This window comes from Methylobacterium sp. 22177, from assembly GCF_052045615.1.
In the GTDB taxonomy this organism is placed as follows: domain Bacteria; phylum Pseudomonadota; class Alphaproteobacteria; order Rhizobiales; family Beijerinckiaceae; genus Methylobacterium; species Methylobacterium radiotolerans.
Genome location: NZ_JBQEPK010000003.1, coordinates 157826 through 176678, shown reverse-complemented (window position 1 = coordinate 176678; position 18853 = coordinate 157826). Strand labels below are relative to the sequence as shown.

19 protein-coding genes are annotated in these 18853 nt (G+C 72.1%); 2 read left to right on the top strand and 17 right to left on the bottom strand.

Features of this window, described 5'->3' with window-relative positions:
* The first annotated feature begins 288 nt into the window (after positions 1–288).
* Both ACTJK8_RS05320 and ACTJK8_RS05315 read left to right on the top strand, forming a co-directional pair.
* The gene (locus ACTJK8_RS05320) at positions 289–1029 is read left to right on the top strand and encodes a CoA transferase subunit A (RefSeq protein ID WP_012321909.1); all 741 of its coding nucleotides are present in this window, start codon (positions 289–291) and stop codon (positions 1027–1029) included.
* Positions 1030–1053: 24 nt separating this feature from the next.
* Positions 1054–1716: a 3-oxoacid CoA-transferase subunit B gene (locus ACTJK8_RS05315; protein WP_012321908.1), complete on the top strand. Its 663-nt coding sequence runs from the start codon at positions 1054–1056 to the stop codon at positions 1714–1716.
* 227 nt (positions 1717–1943) lie between these two features.
* Here ACTJK8_RS05315 and ACTJK8_RS05310 read toward each other — a convergent pair whose 3' ends face one another.
* The 17 genes from ACTJK8_RS05310 to ACTJK8_RS05230 all read right to left on the bottom strand — a co-directional run bounded on the left by ACTJK8_RS05310 (position 1944) and on the right by ACTJK8_RS05230 (position 18755).
* A complete protein-coding gene (locus ACTJK8_RS05310; protein ID WP_029361198.1) occupies positions 1944–2237 on the bottom strand; it encodes a formate dehydrogenase subunit delta in 294 nt (97 codons plus the stop codon).
* 9 nt (positions 2238–2246) lie between these two features.
* Entirely contained in the window at positions 2247–5108 is a 2862-nt protein-coding gene (gene fdhF / locus ACTJK8_RS05305; RefSeq protein ID WP_012321906.1) for a formate dehydrogenase subunit alpha, read from the bottom strand.
* A gap of 10 nt (positions 5109–5118) precedes the next feature.
* Complete coding sequence (locus ACTJK8_RS05300; protein WP_029361200.1) at positions 5119–6678, bottom strand: formate dehydrogenase beta subunit; 1560 nt, start codon at positions 6676–6678, stop codon at positions 5119–5121.
* Positions 6675–7148, bottom strand: coding sequence for a formate dehydrogenase subunit gamma (locus ACTJK8_RS05295; protein ID WP_010684574.1), 474 nt, complete (start codon positions 7146–7148; stop codon positions 6675–6677). Before ACTJK8_RS05295 ends, ACTJK8_RS05300 begins: the two co-directional genes overlap by 4 nt.
* 399 nt (positions 7149–7547) lie before the next feature.
* Positions 7548–8204, bottom strand: coding sequence for a glutathione S-transferase family protein (locus ACTJK8_RS05290; RefSeq protein ID WP_029361201.1), 657 nt, complete (start codon positions 8202–8204; stop codon positions 7548–7550).
* A 96-nt stretch (positions 8205–8300) separates the two neighbouring features.
* Positions 8301–8765 carry a cytochrome c-type biogenesis protein gene (locus ACTJK8_RS05285; RefSeq protein ID WP_012321903.1) on the bottom strand — a complete coding sequence of 155 codons (465 nt, stop codon included), beginning with the start codon at positions 8763–8765 and terminating at the stop codon, positions 8301–8303.
* Positions 8765–10765, bottom strand: a complete 2001-nt coding sequence (locus ACTJK8_RS05280; protein WP_012321902.1) for a heme lyase CcmF/NrfE family subunit — start codon at positions 10763–10765, stop codon at positions 8765–8767. Before ACTJK8_RS05280 ends, ACTJK8_RS05285 begins: the two co-directional genes overlap by 1 nt.
* A gap of 10 nt (positions 10766–10775) precedes the next feature.
* On the bottom strand, positions 10776–11288 hold the full coding sequence (gene ccmE / locus ACTJK8_RS05275) for a cytochrome c maturation protein CcmE (protein WP_012321901.1): 513 nt from the start codon (positions 11286–11288) through the stop codon (positions 10776–10778).
* Between the two features lie 198 nt (positions 11289–11486).
* The gene (gene ccmI / locus ACTJK8_RS05270; RefSeq protein WP_059408828.1) at positions 11487–12974 is read right to left on the bottom strand and encodes a c-type cytochrome biogenesis protein CcmI; all 1488 of its coding nucleotides are present in this window, start codon (positions 12972–12974) and stop codon (positions 11487–11489) included.
* A gap of 199 nt (positions 12975–13173) precedes the next feature.
* Positions 13174–14592 (bottom strand): ATP-binding protein, encoded by a 1419-nt coding sequence (locus tag ACTJK8_RS05265; protein ID WP_012321899.1) that lies wholly within the window; start codon positions 14590–14592, stop codon positions 13174–13176.
* A gap of 15 nt (positions 14593–14607) precedes the next feature.
* Positions 14608–15768, bottom strand: a complete 1161-nt coding sequence (locus ACTJK8_RS05260) for a 2-methylaconitate cis-trans isomerase PrpF family protein (RefSeq protein WP_083743836.1) — start codon at positions 15766–15768, stop codon at positions 14608–14610.
* A complete protein-coding gene (locus ACTJK8_RS05255; protein WP_012321897.1) occupies positions 15765–16442 on the bottom strand; it encodes a response regulator transcription factor in 678 nt (225 codons plus the stop codon). The genes ACTJK8_RS05260 and ACTJK8_RS05255 overlap by 4 nt, the downstream gene beginning before the upstream one ends.
* A 35-nt stretch (positions 16443–16477) precedes the next feature.
* Positions 16478–16849 carry a PepSY domain-containing protein gene (locus ACTJK8_RS05250; protein WP_012321896.1) on the bottom strand — a complete coding sequence of 124 codons (372 nt, stop codon included), beginning with the start codon at positions 16847–16849 and terminating at the stop codon, positions 16478–16480.
* A 206-nt stretch (positions 16850–17055) separates the two neighbouring features.
* Entirely contained in the window at positions 17056–17274 is a 219-nt protein-coding gene (locus tag ACTJK8_RS05245; RefSeq protein ID WP_012321895.1) for a hypothetical protein, read from the bottom strand.
* A gap of 1 nt (position 17275) precedes the next feature.
* The gene (locus ACTJK8_RS05240; RefSeq protein ID WP_012321894.1) at positions 17276–17620 is read right to left on the bottom strand and encodes a hypothetical protein; all 345 of its coding nucleotides are present in this window, start codon (positions 17618–17620) and stop codon (positions 17276–17278) included.
* 56 nt (positions 17621–17676) lie between these two features.
* Positions 17677–18198: a hypothetical protein gene (locus tag ACTJK8_RS05235; RefSeq protein ID WP_012321893.1), complete on the bottom strand. Its 522-nt coding sequence runs from the start codon at positions 18196–18198 to the stop codon at positions 17677–17679.
* 59 nt (positions 18199–18257) lie between these two features.
* Positions 18258–18755, bottom strand: coding sequence for a phage tail tip lysozyme (locus ACTJK8_RS05230; protein WP_440761624.1), 498 nt, complete (start codon positions 18753–18755; stop codon positions 18258–18260).
* Positions 18756–18853 lie beyond the last annotated feature (98 nt).

Below are 18853 nucleotides of genomic sequence, written 5' to 3'. Positions count from 1 at the left end.
GGCTGTGGCCGGAAGCCGGGCGCCGCGCCGGCCCCTCGGGCTGCCACGGCCCGGCAGGGTCTGCACGTCGAGGGGGCAACTTAGCGTCCCCGGCCGGCTTTGTCTGCCGCGCCCGCGCAGGGCCGCCCTGCCCTCCCCAACGCAGTGCCGGTTACGGATCGCCCGGGACCGCACGGACCGGTGCGGCGCACCACTGGATTTCGCGCGCGGAATCGGGGAGAGCAGGCGCGAGGACACGCGCTTCCCAAGGTTTCGGCCGGTCGGATCCGGCGGGAAAAGGACGGTTCGATGAAGAAGGTCTACACGGATGCCGCCGCCGCCCTGGCCGGCCTCCTGCACGACGACATGATGGTGATGTGCGGCGGCTTCGGCCTCTGCGGCATCCCCGACGAGCTGATCGAGGCGGTGCGCCTCTCGGGCGTCAAGGGCCTCACGGTCGTGTCGAACAATGCCGGCATCGACGGGGTCGGCCTCGGCAAGCTCCTGGATACCCGCCAGGTCGCCAAGATGATCTCGTCCTACGTGGGCGAGAACAAGGAGTTCGCCCGCCAGTATCTCGGCGGCGAGCTGGAGATCGAGTTCAACCCGCAGGGCACGCTGGCGGAGCGGATCCGCGCCGGCGGCGCGGGCATCCCGGCCTTCTTCACCAAGACCGGCGTCGGCACCAAGGTCGCCGAGGGCAAGGAAGTCCGCGAGTTCGACGGCGAGCAGTACGTGATGGAGCGCGGCCTGTTCGCCGACCTCGCCCTGGTCCACGCCCACACCGGCGACACCGAGGGGAACCTGCGCTACCGGATGACCGCCCGCAACTTCAACCCGATGATGGCCACCGCCGCCAAGATGACGGTGGCGCAGGTCGAGCACCTCGTGAAGCCCGGCGAGATCGACCCGGACACGATCCACACGCCCGGCATCTTCGTGAAGCGGATCATCGACGTCGGGCAGCGCGACAAGCGCATCGAGCAGCGCACCACGCGCAAGCGCGGCGACAGCACCCCGGCCGCGGCGGCCGGCGGCGGCACGCACTGATCGGACGGGAAGGGAGCGAGAACGATGGCCTGGACCCGCGAGCAGATGGCGGCGCGCGCCGCCAAGGAGCTGGAGGACGGCTTCTACGTGAACCTCGGCATCGGCATCCCGACGCTGGTGTCGAACTACATCCCCGAGGGCATGTCGGTGCAGCTCCAGTCGGAGAACGGCATGCTGGGCATGGGCCCCTTCCCGTACGAGGGCGAGGAGGACCCGGACCTGATCAACGCCGGCAAGCAGACGATCACGGCGCTGCCGACGACCAGCTACTTCTCCTCGGCCGATTCCTTCGGGATGATCCGCGGCGGGCACATCAACCTGTCGATCCTCGGCGCCATGCAGGTGGCCGGCAACGGCGACCTCGCGAACTGGATGATCCCCGGCAAGATGGTGAAGGGGATGGGCGGCGCCATGGACCTCGTGGCGGGCGTGAAGCGCGTCGTCGTGGTGATGGAGCACGTTGCCAAGAACAAGGACGGCACCGAGAGCCCGAAGCTGCTCAAGGCCTGCGACCTGCCGCTGACCGGCACCCGCGTGGTCGACCTGGTGATCACCGATCTCGGCGTGTTCGAGATCGACAAGAAGGGCGACGGCGGCATGAGGCTGATCGAGCTCGCCGACGGCGTCACCGAGGACGAGATCCGCGGGAAGACCGAGGCCGACTTCACGGTCGTCCTGAAGAACTGACGCCCCTGGGCCCGGCGGCCGACGTCGCCGGGCCCGTCGCGGGACGCGTTACCGGGGTCGGACGACCGATCGTCGAACGGTCCCGCGGACGCGGCCGACGCGCCCCTCACGCCTCGACTCGGACGCGAAACACCCCCTGCCACGTTCGGAATAGGAGGTGTTTCGCGCGGTCAGTGCAGGCCCGGCCGCGGGGCTCGGTCCCGTGAGTCCGTCCGGCCGCGGCCGTGTCAGCCCGCGTCGCTGGCGCCCGCACCCGCGAGCTGCGGGTCCCGGGTCGCCGGGCGCACCGGGCTGTCGGCCGCCGGCTCCGCGCCGTGCAGCGCCCGCCGGACGTAGCCGTCGACCCGGTCGCCCTGCTCCGGCAGGGCAGCCTCGAGATGGGCGATCATCTTGGGCGTCCAGAACGCCTTGATGTGCTTCTGGATCCCGGCCACCGCCTCCTCCTCCGGGTAGGACCGGAAGAAGGTGGCGATCTGGTTGGCCATGCGGACGAGCTTGTCCGCCTGCGTCACGGCGCTCATCGGGTACTCTTACTCTGCCGCGTCCAGGGTCTGGGCGATCCGGGTCAGGGAGAAGTCCTCCTCGTAGAACTTCGCCTGCCAGTCGGAGGGCCGGTTGGTCCGCCGGACCTGCACCGCCGTCACCTTGTACTCGGGGCAGTTCGTCGCCCAGTCCGAGTAGTCGGTGGTGATGACGTTGGCGCCGGTCTTGGCGTGGTGGAACGTCGTGTAGACCACGCCCGGCTGCATCCGCTCGGAGATCTTGGCCTTCAGGGCGATGTCGCCGGAGCGGCTCTCCAGGGCGACGAGGTCGCCGTCCACGATGCCGCGCAGTTCCGCGTCGAACGGGTGGATCTCCAGCACGTCCTCCTCGTGCCAGCGCGAGTTCTCGGTGCGCCGGGTCTGCGCGCCGACATTGTACTGGGAGAGGATCCGGCCCGTGGTGAGGATCAGCGGGAACTTCGCCCCCGTCCGCTCCTCGGTGGCCACGAACTCGGTGATCATGAACCGGCCCTTGCCGCGGACGAACCGGTCCACGTGCATCATCGGCGTGCCGAGCGGCGCCTTCTCGTTGCAGGGCCACTGCACCGAGCCGAGCTCGTCGAGCTTGGCGTAGGACACGCCGGTGAAGCTCGGGGTGAGCGAGGCGATCTCGTCCATAATCTCGGACGGGTGGCTGTAGGTCATCGGGTAGCCGAGCGCGTTGGCGAGCAGCACCGTGCCCTCCCAGTCGCCGTAGCCGCCCATCGGGGCCATGACCTTGCGGACCCGCGAGATGCGGCGCTCGGCGTTGGTGAAGGTCCCGTCCTTCTCGAGGAACGAGGCGCCCGGCAGGAAGACGTGGGCGTATTTGGCGGTCTCGTTCAGGAACAGGTCCTGGACGACGATGCACTCCATCGCCATCAGGCCCGACGTCACGTGGTGCGTGTCCGGGTCCGACTGCGCGATGTCCTCGCCCTGGATGTACATGCCCTTGAACGAGCCCTCGACGGCCTCGTCCAGCATGTTGGTGATGCGCAGGCCCGGCGCGTTGTCGAGCTTGGCGCCCCAGAGGGCCTCGAAGCTCTCGCGGGTGGCGTCGTCCGAGACGTGGCGGTAGCCGGTGAGCTCGTGCGGGAACGAGCCCATGTCGCAGGAGCCCTGGACGTTGTTCTGGCCGCGCAGCGGGTTCACGCCGGCGCCGAGCTTGCCGATATTGCCGGTGGCCATGGCGATGTTCGCCATGCCCATGACCATGGTCGAGCCCTGGCTGTGCTCGGTGACGCCGAGCCCGTAGTAGATGCCGGCCGCGCCGCCCTTGGCGTAGAGCCGGGCCGCTCCGCGGACCTGCTCAGGGTCGAGGCCGGTGAAGGACTGCTGGTTCTCCGGGGAGTGTCGCTCGTCGGCGATGAACCGCGCCCAGGACTCGAACTCGGCGAGGTCGCAGCGCTCGCGGACATAGGCCTCGTCGATCAGCCCCTCGGTGACGATCACGTGCGCCAGCGAGTTGATGAAGGCGACGTTGGAGCCGGGCTTCAGCGGCAGGTGATAGTCGGCCTTGATGTGGGGCGACTTGACGAGGTCGATCCTGCGCGGATCGGCGACGATCAGTTTCGCGCCCTGCCGGAGGCGCTTCTTCATCCGCGAGCCGAAGACCGGGTGGCCGTCGGTCGGATTGGCGCCGATCACCAGGATCACGTCGGAATGCTCGACCGACTTGAAGTCCTGGGTGCCGGCCGAGGTGCCGAGCGTCGACATCAGGCCGTAGCCGGTCGGCGAGTGGCAGACGCGGGCGCAGGTATCGACGTTGTTGTTGCCGAAGGCGGCGCGCACCAGCTTCTGGACGAGGTAGGCTTCCTCGTTGGTGCAGCGCGACGACGTGATGCCGCCGACCGAATCCTTGCCGTACTGGGCCTGGATCCGCTTGAACTCGGAGGCCGCCCGATCGATGGCCTCCTCCCAGGAGACCTCGCGCCACGGATCCGTGATCTTCTCGCGGATCATCGGCTTGGTGATGCGGTCCTTATGGGTGGCGTAGCCGTAGGCGAAGCGGCCCTTGACGCAGCTATGGCCCTCGTTGGCCTTGCCGCCCTTGTACGGGACCATGCGGACGACGCGCTCGCCCTGCATCTCGGCCTTGAACGAGCAGCCGACGCCGCAATACGCGCAGGTCGTGACCTCGGCGTGCTCCGGCTGGCCGTACTCGTGGATCGACTTCTCCTGCAGGGTCGCGGTCGGGCAGGCCTGCACGCAGGCGCCGCAGGACACGCACTCGGACTCGAAGAAGTTGGTCGGGCCGGCCGCCACGCGGCTGTCGAAGCCGCGACCCGCGATGGTCAGCGCGAAGGTGCCCTGCACCTCCTCACAGGCGCGGACGCAGCGGTTGCAGACGATGCACTTCGACGGGTCGTAGGTGAAGTACGGGTTCGACTCGTCCTTCGGCAGGTACTTCTCGGAGCTCGGCCGGACGTGGTTGTCGCCCTCGTAGCCGTAGCGCACGTCGCGCAGGCCCACGACGCCCGCCTGGGTCTGCAGCTCGCAGTCGCCGTTCGCCGCGCAGGTCAGGCAGTCGAGGGGGTGGTCGGAGATGTAGAGCTCCATCACGCCCTTGCGGAGCCTGGCGAGCTTCTCGTTCTGGGTGTGGACCACCATGCCGTTCTCGGCCGGCGTCGTGCACGAGGCGGGCGTGCCGCGCCGGCCCTCGATCTCAACGAGGCAGAGGCGGCAGGAGCCGAACGGCTCCAGCGAGTCGGTGGCGCAGAGCTTCGGGATCTGCGTCCCGGCCTGCATCGCCGCCGCCATTACCGAGGTGCCGGCGGGCACCGTCACCGACATGCCGTCGATCGTCAGCGTCACCGTCTGCGCGCTGACGCGGATCGGCGTGCCGTAGTCGATTTCTTTGATGAGGGCCATGCGCGCCGCCTCACTCAGCCGCCGCAGGCAGCGAGCCCGCACGGCGAAAATCTTCGGGGAAATGGGTGATCGCGCTCATGACGGGCATCGGGGTGAGCCCGCCCATGGCGCAGAGCGACCCGTCGGTCATGACCTCGCAGAGGTCCTCGACCAGCTTCAGGTTCGCGTCCGGCCGGATGCCGGCGATCACCTTGTCCATGGTCTCGACGCCGCGGGTCGCGCCGATGCGGCAGGGGGTGCACTTGCCGCACGACTCGGTGGCGCAGAACTCGAAGGCGAAGCGGGCCTGGGCGGCCATATCGACCGTATCGTCGAACACCACGATGCCGCCGTGGCCGACGAGGCCCTTCTTGGCCGCCATCGCCTCGTAGTCGAGGGGCGTGTCGAGGAGATGGTCGGGGAAGTAGGCCCCGAGCGGCCCGCCGACCTGCACGGCCCGGACCGGCCGACCGGAGCGGGTGCCGCCGCCGAAATCCTCGATCACCTGACGGAGGGTGATGCCGAAGGCCATCTCGATCAGGCCGCCGTGCTTGATATTGCCGGCGAGCTGGATCGGCAGGGTGCCGAGCGAGCGGCCCATGCCGTAATCGGCGTAGGCCCTGGCGCCGTTCTCCAGGATCCACGGCACGGCCGTGAAGGTCATGACGTTGTTGACCAGCGTCGGCTTGCCGAGGAAGCCCTTCAGCGCCGGGATCGGCGGCTTGGCCCGCACGATGCCGCGCTTGCCCTCCAGGCTCTCCAGCAGCGAGGTCTCCTCGCCGCAGATATAGGCCCCGGCGCCGAGGCGCACGTCCAGGTGGAAGCTCTTGCCCGAGCCCAGGATGTTGTCGCCGAGCACGCCCGCCGTCACGCCGTTGGCGATCGCCTCCTTCAGGGTCGCGAAGGCCTGCGGGTACTCGGAGCGCAGGTAGATGTAGCCGCGGGTGGCGCCGGTGGCGACGCCCGCGATGGTCATGCCCTCGATGAGGTTGAAGGGATCGCCCTCCATCATCATCCGGTCGGCGAAGGTGCCGGAATCGCCCTCGTCGGCGTTGCAGACCACGTATTTCTGGTCCGCCTCGGCGAGCATCACGGTGTTCCACTTGATGCCGGCGGGGAAGCCGGCACCGCCCCGGCCGCGCAGGCCGGACTCGCGCACCGCCGCGACGATGCCCTCGGCATCGAGCTTCAGGGCGGCCTCGAGGCCGCGGTAGCCGCCATGGGCCCGGTAATCGTCCACGGAGACCGGGTCGATCACGCCGCAGCGGTGGAAGGTCAGGCGCTGCTGCCGGGCGAGGTAGGGGATTTTTTCAGGATCGCCGAGGCGCAGGGCGTGGTCGCCGCCCGTGGTCAGGCCGGCATCCAGCAGGGCGTCGACATCCTTGACCGTCACCGGTCCGTAGGCGACGCGCCCCTCGGGCGTGCCGATTTCGACCATCGGCTCCAGCCAGAACAGGCCGCGGGAGCCGGTGCGGACGACGGTGACGTCGAGGCCGCGGCGCTCGGCGCCCGCGAACAGGGCGCGGGCGACCTTGTTGGCGCCGAGGCCGAGGGCGACGGCGTCGCGCGGAACGTAGAGGGTGACGCTCACTGGCGCACCTCCGTCAGGGCAGCTTCGAGGGCGTCGGCGGTCAGGTGCGCGACCGGCTCACCGTCCACCAGCGCGGCGGGACCGTTGGCGCAGAGGCCGAGGCAGTAGACCGGCTCGACCGTGGCGCTGCCGTCGGCGGTGGTCTCGTGCCAGCCGCAGCCGAGGCGGCCGAGGATCTCGCGGTGCAGCTTGTCGGAGCCCATGGCCTGGCAGGCCTCGGCCCGGCACAGCTTCACCTCGTGGCGGCCGGCGGGGTGGGCGCGGAAGTCGTGGTAGAAGGTGATGCAGCCATGCACCTCGGCGCGCGACAGGTTCAGCGCGTCCGCGATCAGCGGCACGGCGCCGGAATCCACGTAGCCGAAGGTTTCCTGCAGCGCGTGCAGGATCGGCAGCGTGGCCCCTTCGAGATGGGTGTGCTCGGCGATGATCCCGGACGCGCGCTCCGCGCTCCAGGGCTCGTGACGCGCCATGGTTTCCAGCCCAGTCTGTTCCTGTTCTAATGCGAAGAGGAACAGAAATGCCGAATGGCATCAATCGCGCTGTCCGGTCGGGCGACAAAGGACGTTTGTCGAGCTGTAACGCGCAGGCCAGACGAGCGGAGACACTTCGTTAACCTGTTGCCACAGCGCGATTTTTCAGATCCTGTACGCGGTCAGAATGTGTCGCGTGCATCGCAACATAAATTTGTGCCATGCAAGAAACTGCATCCTGTCACGTCGGGTCCGGAACGTCGGCTCAGAGCCCTCCGTCCTTGCGAGCGGAGCGAAGCGATCCAGGGCAGCGCGACCTCGGCAAGCGTGGCGCGACTGGATCGCTTCGCTCCGCTCGCAAGGACGGCGGCGGGCTCCGAGACCGGAGCCTCGGCCGCCTCAGAACTCCATCTCGAGCTCCTCGATCTCGTCCGGCTCGTCGGCGGCGGCCTCAGCCCACTCGACCATCAGCGGCCAGTGCAGGATCGTGTCGCGGTAGGCGGCGGCCCGGGGCGGCAGCGCGACGTCGTAGGTGCGGAAGCGCGTGCAGACCGGAGCGTACATGGCGTCGGCCAGGCACGGCCGCGCGCCGAACAGGTACGGACCCTCGTAGCGGTCCAGGCAATCGTCGAAGATCGTGACGATGCGCTCGATATCGGCCTTCGCCCCGTTGAACACCCGGAAGTCGGGGTGGAAGGCGCGCAGGTTCATCGGCAGCGCCGAGCGCAGATTGACGAAGCCGGAATGCATCTCGCCGGAGATGGACCGGCAATGGGCGCGCTCCGCCACGTTGCCGGGCAGGAAGCCGGCCTCCGGGAAGGTCTCGGCGAGGTACTCGGCGATGGCCAGGGTGTCCCAGACGACCACGTCGCCGTGGCGCAGGCGCGGCACCAGGAAGGACGGCGAGAGGTGAAGCAGCTCTGCCCGAGTGGTGGCGTCGGCGCCGGACAGGACCTCGGTCTCGAAATCGAGACCCGCCATCCGGCAGATGAGCCAGCCCCGCAGGGACCACGAGGAGTAGTTGCGGCTCGAGATGGTGAGCGTAGCGGCCGTCATCGTCCTGCCCCGGGCGCGTCGCCGATCGTGCGGTCTGCGAGGCCCGATCCAAGACTCGTGCCGAACGGGGCGGGCGAATCGCTTCCGCCCGCGATTCTACTCCCGTCGCAGCAGCGCCGCGACCTCCGCCTCCTCGGCCGCCGACAGGTTCCGGGCCGGCGCGGGCGGGCGGCGGCGGGCGAGGCGCCAGATTCCCAGCCCGCCGAGCAGGACCGCGAGCACCGGGGTGAGCCACAGCAGCAGGGTGTGCAGCGCGAAGACCGGGCGCAGCAGCACGAACTCGCCGTAGCGGGCCACGACGTAGTCGAGCACCGCCGTGTCGCTGTCGCCCTTCTCCAGCCGCTCGCGGACGATCAGGCGCAGGTCCTTGGCGAGCGGCGCGTCGGAATCGTCGATCGACTGGTTCTGGCAGACGAGGCAGCGCAGTTCGGCCGAGATCTCCCGCGCGCGATGCTCCAGGACGGGATCCTTCAGCACCTCGTCGGGCTGCACCGCGAGGGCCGGCAGCGACGCCAGCAGGGCGAGCGCCGCCAGCGCGGGCCGGAGCGAGCGGCGCGCCATCACTCGGCCGGCACCGCGACCGGGAGCGGCCGCGCCTTCGCCTTGGCGGGGACGCCTACGCGCATCCGCCGGTCCGTGAGCGACAGGCCGCCGCCCACGGCCATCACCACCGCCCCGAGCCAGATCAGCAGGACCAGCGGCTTGTAGTAGAGGCGCAGGCCGACGCCGCCGTCCTGCCCGATCTCCCCGAGACTCGCGTAGACCTGGCTGGCGCCGACGGTCAGCAGGCCCGATTCCGTCACCGCCATCTTGCGGCTCGGGTAGAACCGCTTGCCGGTCTCGACCTGCCCGACCTCGTCGCCGCCGCGGGTGCGGATGGTCAGGTAGGCGGCGGCCTCCTCGTAGTTCGGTCCCTTGCGCGGCGCGACGCGATCGAGGGTCGCCACGTAGGGTCCCGTCGCCAGGCTCTGGCCGGCCTTGAGGGTCGCCAGCCCCTCGGTCGCCCAGCCCTGCGCGGCGATGCCCAGCACCACGACGCCGACCCCGGCATGGGCGATGGCGGTGCCCCAGGCCGAGCGCGGCAGGCCGACGGCGCGGCGGCCGATCTGGCCGAGGGAGCGGGCGCGGCTCGCCCCGTAGCCCCGGGCGCGGGTGACGATCTCCAGGGCGGAGCCGATCAGCAGGTAGGCGCCGAGGCCGATCCCGACCGGCGCCATGACCGGCCCGCCCCAGGTCAGCGCCAGCACCCCGAAGCCGACGACGAGGGCGACCGCCAGCGCGGCGAACAGGCGCTGGGCGGCGGCGAGCACGTCGCCGCGCTTCCAGGCGAGCGACTGCCCCATGGGCACGATCAGCAGGAGCGGGATCGCCAGCGGGACGAAGGTGGAGTTGAAGAAGGGCGGCCCGACCGTGATCTTCTCGCCCGTCAGCATCTCCAGCACGAGCGGGTACAGGGTGCCGACCAGCACGGTGGCGCAGGCGGCCACCAGGAACAGGTTGTTCAGGACGAGCGACCCCTCGCGAGAGATCGGCGCGAACAGGCCGCCCTGCCGCAGCAGCGGCGCCCGCCACGCGAACAGCGTCAGCGAGCCGCCGATGAACAGCACCAGGATCGCCAGGATGAAGACGCCGCGGGTCGGGTCCGTGGCGAAGGAATGGACCGAGGTGATCACGCCCGAGCGGACCAGGAAGGTGCCGATCAGCGACAGCGAGAAGGTCAGGATGGCGAGCAGCACCGTCCAGACCTTCAGGGCGTCGCGCTTCTCCATCACCACGGTGGAGTGCAGCAGCGCCGTGCCGGCGATCCACGGCATCAGGGAGGCGTTCTCCACCGGGTCCCAGAACCACCAGCCGCCCCAGCCGAGCTCGTAATAGGCCCAGTAGGAACCCATCGCGATCCCGAGCGTCAGGAAGCACCACGCGGCCAGCGTCCAGGGCCGCACCGCCCGCGCCCAGACGGCGTCGATCCGCCCGTCGATCAGCGCGGCCACCGCGAAGGCGAAGCTGATCGAGAAGCCGACATAGCCGACGTAGAGGAGCGGCGGGTGGATCGCGAGACCGGGATCCTGCAACAGCGGGTTGAGGTCGTTGCCCTCGAGCGGCGCCGGGATCACCCGGGTGAACGGGTTCGAGGTCGTGATGATGAACAGCACGAACACGAAGGTGATCAGCCCCTGCACGCCCAGCGTGCTGGCCCGCAGCCGCGGCGGCACCGAGTTCTTCGCGGCCGCCACGCAGGCGCCGAACAGGGTGAGGATCAGCACCCAGAGGAGCATCGAGCCCTCGTGGTTCCCCCAGACGCCCGAGATCTTGTAGATCAGCGGCTTCTGCGTGTGCGAGTTCTCGACGACGTTCTGGACCGAGAAGTCCGAGGTGACGTGCGCGTAGGTCAGCGCCGCGAAGGCGAACAGCACGCAGGCGAACGCGCCGAGCGCCGCCTGCGAGGCGATCTGGCGGAGCGCCGGATCGCCCGAGCGGGCGGCCCAGATCGGCATCACCACCTGGACGAGGGAGATCGCCAGCGCGAGCGCGAGGGCGAAGTGGCCGGTCTCGACGATCATGCGGGTTCCCTCACCGCTCGCTGCGGGGACCGAGGGTGCTGTCCGCCGCCGCGGTGGCGGGCTTCGGCGCCGGGCCGCCCCTGTTCGGGCCGCCCTCCTGCCAGCGCCCCTGCGCCTTCAGCGCGTCGGCCACCTCGCGGGGCATGTAGGATTCGTCGTGCTTGGCGAGCACCGTGTCGGCGCGGAACTGCCCGCCCGGCTCCAGCACGCCCTCGGCGACCACGCCCTGCCCTTCGCGGAACAGGTCCGGCAGCAACCCCTTGTAGTGGACCTCGACGGTCTCGTTCGTGTCGGTGACGGCGAAGTCGACCGTCTGGTCGGGACCGCGCCTGAGCGAGCCGTCCTTCACCAGACCGCCGAGCCGCAGGCGCGTGCCCGGGGCGATGGCCTGCTTGGCGATGTCGGTGGGCGAGCGGAAGAACACGATCGAGCCGCTCATGGCGTACAGGATCAGCCCCACGGCGAGCGCCAAGACGCTGCCGCAGGCGGCGATCAGGATCAGGCGGCGTTTCTTACGCGTCACGATACTTCCACCCCGCGGTCCGGCGCGCGGAGACCCGCCCCGACCGGAACCGTTCTCATTCTAGCCTTGAGGGTGTCGGCTCCAGGCGCCCGCGGGTCAAGGGCGGGCGTCGGGACCGATTGTCGTACGGACCGCTCGGCGGAGGGGGCCTCGCGATTTCGTGGTGCCGGGGCTGGGCCTGGCGGGGAGTCCGGCCAGTCAGGGATTGGGCTTGGCGGGCAGGTCCAGCTCCCGGGCGAGGCCGTCGAGCCGCGTCACCGCCTCGCTGTTGGCGGCCAGCGCCATCCGGGCGCGGTCGAGGGCCTTCACCGCTTGGTCCCGCTCGCCCAGCGCGCTGTAGGAGCGCACGAGGCGCATCCACTCGTCCGGCGTGCCGCCCCGCGCGGCGAGGCGCCGGTCCAGCCCCTCGACCATCCCGCGAATCGCCGCCTGCTGCTCAGCCTGCGGCATGGCGCGCACGGCCGCCATCGCGGCCTCCTTCTCGGATTGGGCGCCCGATCCCGGCTGGCCGGATCCGGCCGGCGCGGGCGCCTCGCCCTCCGCGCCGAGCCCCACGGCGCGGGCGCCCTGCTCGACCTGGGCGAGCCCCTGCGGGTCGCCCGCCAGGGCCGCGCGCGCCCGGGCCAGGGCGTCGGCCGCCTGCTCGCGCTCGCCGAGGACCGCCCGGGACCGGACCAGCCGCAGCCACTCGTCGGGGGTGCCGCCGCCGGTCTTGAGCCGGGCGTCGAGCCCGTCGACCATGCCGCGGATCGCCGCCTGCTGCTCCGCGGGGATCTGCGGGGCGGTCTGCGGAGCTGCGGGCGGCGGCGGCTCGCCCTTGAGCCGGGCGAGGCTCTGCTTGACGATCCCGAGCCAGGGGGCATTCGGCGGGCTCGACGCCTCGAGCTCGGTGAGCTGGCGGATCGCCTCGCCGGTGTCGCCGGCCTGCTCGGCCGCGCGGGCCAGGTAGAATCGGGGCTTGGGCGCGTTCGGCTCCTTGGCCTGCGCCTTCTCGAACAGCGCCCTGGCCTCGGGCGAGACCGTGCCGTTGCCCGCCGCCGTGAGGGCCTCGCCCTGGTCGGCCAGCAGATCGGCGGTCTCACCCTTGATCCGCGCGATGTTGGCGTAGGCGCGGGCGGCGTCGTCGAAGCGGCCGGTGCGCATGTAGACCGGGGCGAGCACCGCCCAGCCGCGGGCGTCGTTCGGGTCCCGGGCGAGGCGCGCCTCGATCTGGCTGACCGCCTTCATCAGCTCGTCGGCGCCGCCACGGGCGGCCTGCCGGTCGGCCTCGGTCTGTGCCGGCACCTCGGGCGAGCCGTAGAGCCCGTAGGCGATCAGCGCCACGAGGGGGATGGTGGAGAGCGCGAAGGCCGAGGCGGCGCGCCGGCGGCGCAGGCGCGGCTCGGCCGGGCGCGCGGCCTCGGCGATGCCGGCATCCTCGGCCTCGCGCTGCGCCTCGCGGCTCGACCGGAGCAGGCGGCGGCCCGCCTCGGCCTTGGCGGTCTCGGCCTCGTCGGGGGCGATCAAGCCGCGCTCGAGGTCGCGCTCGATCTCGGCGATCTGATCCTCGTAGAACGCCGTCTCGGTGGCGAGCCCGCTCCCGCCCGCCTCACCGGTCGGCACGGCGGCGCGGCGCGACATCGGCCAGAGCAGGCCGAGCACGGCCGCCGCGGTCATGGCCGCCAGGATGAACCAGATCGCCGTCATGGACCTTATCGCCAACGAGCCGGACCGGCCCGCCCCTCCCCACGCCATGTGGAGCCGGCAGCGTGACGCCACGACGCCTCCCGGCGGCGGCACGGTGTCACGCAACTCTGTTGCGAAGACAAGGGGCCGGGCGGAGCCATGAGGCCGCGTCCCGCAGCTCGATCCGTGCCCGGCCCGTACCCGGAGGCGGCGGAGGGCCTCAGTGGGTCGGGGTGCCGACCGGCAGGTCGCCCGGCACCTCCAGCACCGCCCGCAGGCCGCCGAGCGCCGCCTCCTCCAGGGTGAAGCGTCCCCGGTACAGGGCGGCGAGGTCGGCCACGATCGACAGGCCGAGGCCGGAGCCGGGCTTCGATTCGTCGAGGCGCCGCCCGCGGCCGAGCACGGCCTGGCGGGCCTCCGGGGGCAGGCCGGGGCCGTCATCCTCGATGGCGACGACGAGGTGGGGATAATCGTTCGTGTTCACCGCCTCGGCCCGGATCGCGACGCGGCCGTGGGCCCATTTCGACGCGTTGTCGACGAGGTTGCCGACCATCTCCTCGAAATCCTGGCGCTCGCCGCGGAAGCGCAGGCCCGGCGGCACGTGGACGTCGTAGGCGATGTCCTTGTCCCGGTAGATCTTCCCGAAGGTGCGCACGAGGCCCGCGAGCGCCGGCTCCACCTCCGTCGAGGTGCCGAGCGTGCCGGCGAGGGCGGCGGCCCGGGCGCGGTCGAGGTGGTAGTTGACCTGATCGCGCATGACCGCGGCCTGCTCGCGGATCTTCTGCGCGAGCTCCTCGGGGGCGTCGGAGGCGCCGACCTCGTTGACGATGATCGAGAGCGGCGTCTTCAGGGCGTGGGCGAGGTTGCCGACCTGGGTCCGGGCGCGCTCCAGGATCTCGCGGTTGGTCTCGATCAGGAGGTTCACCTCGCCGGTGAGCGGCGCGATGTCGCGGGGATAGGTGCCGGTGATGCGGTCGGCCTCGCCCCGGCGGACGGCGCCCAGCGCGGCGCGCATCTTCTTGAGCGGCGCGAGGCCGAACCGGATCTGCAGCAGGGTGGTGATCGCCAGCGACAGCCCGAGCAGGCCGAAGGTGATGGTCAGCGAGTTCCGGAACCGGTCGACGTCGTTGACGATCTCGTCGGCGGGGCCGGCGACCCGGACCGTGTAGCGGCCCTCCTCGCCGAGATCGACGTCGCGCTCCATGATGCGCAGGAGGCGTCCGTCCTGCCCCTTGCCGTAGCCCTGACGGATCTGCCCGACCCCGACCTTGCCGTCCGAATCGGTGGCGGGCGGGAGCGGCACACCCACGAGGGAGCGGGAGGTGCGCACGTCGCGCGGCTTCGCGTCGGGCTTGCCGACCTGCCAGTACCAGCCCGACAGGGGCAGGTCGAAGCGCGGGTCGCCGAGCGAGAAGGTCCGGCTCTCGGGATCGTTGGGCGAGACGAGGTCGGTGGCGAGATTGTTGGCGAAGACGAGGAGCCGGCTGTCGAAGGAGCGCTCGGTGTTCTCGCGGTAGAGGGTCGTGAGGATCCAGGCCGCGATCAGCAGGATCGCGGAGCTCGACAGGAACGCCGACACGGCGAGCCGCACCGCGATGGAGCGGCGGCGCAGGGAGAAGAGGCCGATGAGGTCGATCATGGATGCGTCGGTCGCTCAGACGGGCGGCGGCGCGTCGTAGAACACCGCGCCGCGCATCAGCGGGCGCGCCGTGCGGAAGAAGGCGCCGCGCTCGGCCCGCCAGCCGTCGGCCCCGCGGGTCACGGCGGCGTCGGCGGTGAGGATGCCCGACGGCATGCCGACCCGCAGGGCCGCGCCGGTGGGGCGGGCGGCCTCGTGGACGAGACTGCCTTCGAGCCGGGCGGCGACCGCGAGGCACAGGGTGGCGGTCAGCGGCAGCGCCTGATGCGGCACGCCGTTGGAGATGACCCGGGCGGTCAGGTCGATCTCGGCGGCGCGGATCGCGTCGCCGGAGAGGCTGCCGGACTCCTGCGGCGGGGCGACGAGGCCGACGAAGGGCACGTGGACGACGCGCGCCGCCGCCTCGACGTCCGGCGCGATGCCCATCGCCACGGAGCCGGCCCGGCGGATCCGCGCCAGCCGGTCGAGGAGGCCCGGCACGGCCTCCAGGGCTGCGGGCAGCTCGGTGCCGGCCAGCCCCAGATCGGCGGCGCGGACGAACACGCAGGCATTGGCGGCGTCGATCAGGGAGGCCTCGATCGCGCCGAGGCCCGGCACGTCGAGCCTCTGGCGGACGGTGCCGGTCGGGAGCAGCCGGCCGGTCGTGGCGCCGCCCGGATCCAGGAAGTCGAGCTGGATCGGCGCGCCGGTGCCGGCGACGCCGGGGATCGCGAGGTCGCCGCGGTAGACGCTGCGGCCGCCCTCCACCGCGAAGGTCGCCGCGATCCGCTTGCGCGTGTTGGTGTTGAAGATCCGCAGCCGCACCGGGCCGTCCGGGACCTCGACGAGCCCCTCGTCGACCGCGAACGGTCCCACGGCGGCGAGCATGTTGCCGCAATTGCCCGACAGGTCGATGCGGCCGTCCCGGACCACGACCTGCACGAAGGTGTAGTCGATGTCGGCGTCCGGCCGCGCGGAGCGCTCCACCACGCAGATCTTCGAGACCGACGAGACGCCCCCGCCCATGCCGTTGAGCTGCCGCCCGAACGGGTCGGGGCTGTCCATGGCGGAGAGGAAGACCGGCTCCCAGGCGGCGAGATCCCCCGGCACGTCTCGGCGGTGCAGCATCAGCGCCTTGCTGGTGCCGCCGCGCATGAACACGGCCGGCAGCGTGCCGGAACGCGGAGCCGCGCTCACATCCGCGCCGGCGGCTGGTTGGGATCCACGAGGTAGCCGAGGCCGCGCACGGTCTGGATCAGGTCCACCGCGAGCTTCTTGCGCAGGCGGCCGACGAACACCTCGATCGTGTTCGAGTCGCGATCGAAATCCTGGTCGTAGAGGTGCTCGGTGAGTTCGGCGCGGGACACGACCCGGCCGGTATGGTGCATCAGGTAGGAGAGCAGCCGGTACTCGTGACTCGTCAGCTTCACCTGGGCGCCGTCGACGAAGACCTTGCCGGAGCGCGTGTCGAGGGTCACCGGCCCGCAGGCGATCTGGCTGGTGGCGTGGCCGGCGGCGCGGCGCAGCAGGGCGCGCACCCGGGCCATCAGCTCCTCCATGTGGAAGGGCTTGGTGACGTAGTCGTCGGCGCCGGCGTCGAAGCCGTCGACCTTGTCGGACCAGCGGTCGCGGGCCGTGAGGATGATCACCGGGGTCTTCACGCCGGCCCGGCGCCACTTCTGCAGCACCGTGACGCCGTCGGCCTTGGGCAGGCCCATGTCGAGGATGATGGCGTCGTAGGGCTCGCTCTCGCCGAGATAGCCGCCCTCCTCGCCGTCATAGGCCTTGTCGGCGACGTAGCCGGCCTCCTCCAGCGCGGCCACGACCTGCCGGTTGATGTCCTTGTCATCCTCCACGACCAGCAGACGCACGGCTCACTCCCCTCCGAAACGGTTCCGGCGCCCGCTCAATACTGTCCCGCCACGGTGCCGGTGCGCGCGTCGACAATCACGTGCACGAAATGCCCGTCCCGGCGCAAGGCGGTGAGCATGTAGACGAGGCCGTCCGCGTGACGGCAGAGGCTCGCCCGCTGGATCTCGGCCCGGGGGATCACCGTGCGGGCCGCGCGGATCGCCGCGACCGGCGGGATCACCCGGCGCTCGCCGACCTCCTCGCGCAGGTCGGCGGGGGACAGGCAGCTCTCGATCCGCAGCGGCGCCTGGCTGGACACCGCGCCCGTCTGGGGGGCCGGCCCGTCGTCGGCCATGGAGCCGAGGCCGCCCGCGGCGAGGGCCGCGGCGGTCAGGCTGATGGCGACGAGGGCGATGGCGTAGCGCATTGGCAGATGATGTGCGCCCAGGGCACTGAATGCGTCCTGAATACGTGGCCGTGCGCCGCCCCCGGCGGTCGTCGGTGGCGGTCCGGACATTCCTCGCGCGGTTGACGCGGCTGACTTGGCGGCGGACGGCATCGTGCGGACATGACGGCCGAGGCGGCGCCCGGTTCCACGGCGCGGGCAGCTTCGCACAGGCGCCGCGGCGGGTCTCACGGCGGGGCCGCCGGGGCGGGTCCGCAGGCCGCGGCGCGGGCCGACGGCACGGCCCCGCCGGGGCGCGCCGGCGCGGCCTGCGCGGCGCCGCCGGCCCCGAGCGTCCAGGCGCGCCGGCCGACCGCACCGCCCTCGTGGACGGCGACCGTCACCGCCGCGGCCGACGCCAGGGCGAGCCACGCCCGGTCGAGAACCCTGTCCCAGCGCAGGCCCATCTCACGCTCCCGTCAGCAGCTTCCAGAGGGCCCGCAGGGCCGGGATGTGCGCGGCGAGCCACGCGACTTGGTCGGAGAACCAGTGCGCGGCCGCCGCCGCGGCGACGAAGGCGAACACCGTCGCGTGCTTGAGCCGGCGCAGGTAGCGGCGCAGCGCGCGGCGCTCGAGATGCGCGTCGACCAGCTCGTCGAGGGCGGCGAGGCGCGGCTCGGACTGGCGGGCGAACCACGCGTGCCAGACGGGCGGGAAGCGGATCGTCCGGGGCCGCCCGCCGAGGGCGACCCCGGGGCCGGCCGCGTCCTCGGGGGGCGCGGATCGCCGCGTCCCGGTGCGGAGGGGCTTCATGGTGATGTTCCCTGTCTCACGGCCCCCCTGTGCCGCCGGAGCGGCGACGCCCGGCTTCAGGCCGGGCGCGTGTCCGCCCCGCGCAGCTGCGCGAGCGCCGGCGCGAGGACGTTGGCGGCGCTCGCCTCCGGGTCGAGCGGCAGCGCCCGGAAGATCCGCGCGGCCACGCCCGCGGGTCCGCCCGCTTTCCGCACGACGTGCGCGGGGGCGGTGGCGAGGACGTGCCGGGCGCCGGCGGCCACCACCGCGGCGCCGAGATCGGCGCTGACGGTCCGGCCCCGGGCGGCGCCGGCCACGGCGTTCTGGCCGAACTCGGCCCCGGCACGGATCGCGGCCTCGATCCGGTCGCGGGTGAGCACGGAGGCGGCCCAGGGCGCGACCCGGGCGATGCCGGCGGTGACGGCGGCGGCGGCGAGCGGCACGAGGGCGGCCGTGACCGGCTGGAGCAGCCCGGCGAGCCAGTCGCCCCACGGGAGCGCCGGGCCGGCGGCGGACGCGGAGGGGGCCGCGATCGCGGGCGCGGCGAGCGGCAGGCTCGTGACGGCCAGGGCGAGGGCCGTCCGGATACGGTGCGTCATCGTTGGACTCCGTGGTTGCGCGCGGCGGACCCGGCCGGCTCGGGATCGGGTGCGGCGGGTCAGGGGCTGCCCGGCGGCGGGGCGGCGGGGGCGTCGCGCAGGGCGGCGAGGGCCCGGCGGGCCCAGGCGAGGCGGTCTCTCGCCGCCACGACGCCGGGCCGCTCGTAGCGGCGCCAGACCGCCGCGGTGGCGGACGCGAGGGTGGTGGTGGCCCGCAGGGCGGCGAGGGCCGCCGCCTCGGGCCCGCGCAGCTCGGCGCAGAGATAGCCGTAGCCCGCCTCGGGATCGGCGGGATCGAGGCCGCGCGCCCGGCACCACGTCTCCATGGCGACGCGCCGGGACCCGGTCCACTGGGCGAGCCCCCAGCCGCCGCGGGAGCCCGGCACCGCGGGCGCGACCTCCTGGAGGTGGCGGAACCCGCCGGTCTCGCGGCCGAGATTGCCGAGCAGGCCGGCGGCCTGGAGCTCGCTCAGGCCGAGATCGCGCATCAGCCGCGGGCCGAGGCGGCGGCAGGCGGCGGCGAAGGGCTCCTGCGCGGCCGGAACGGGAGGCGGCATGGGCCCAGGTTCGGGCCTGGGTTCGGGCCTGGGTTCGGGCATGGGCGTGCTCCGGAAACTGGCCTCCCCGGTCGCGCCGGGCTAAGGCGGCCCGCGCC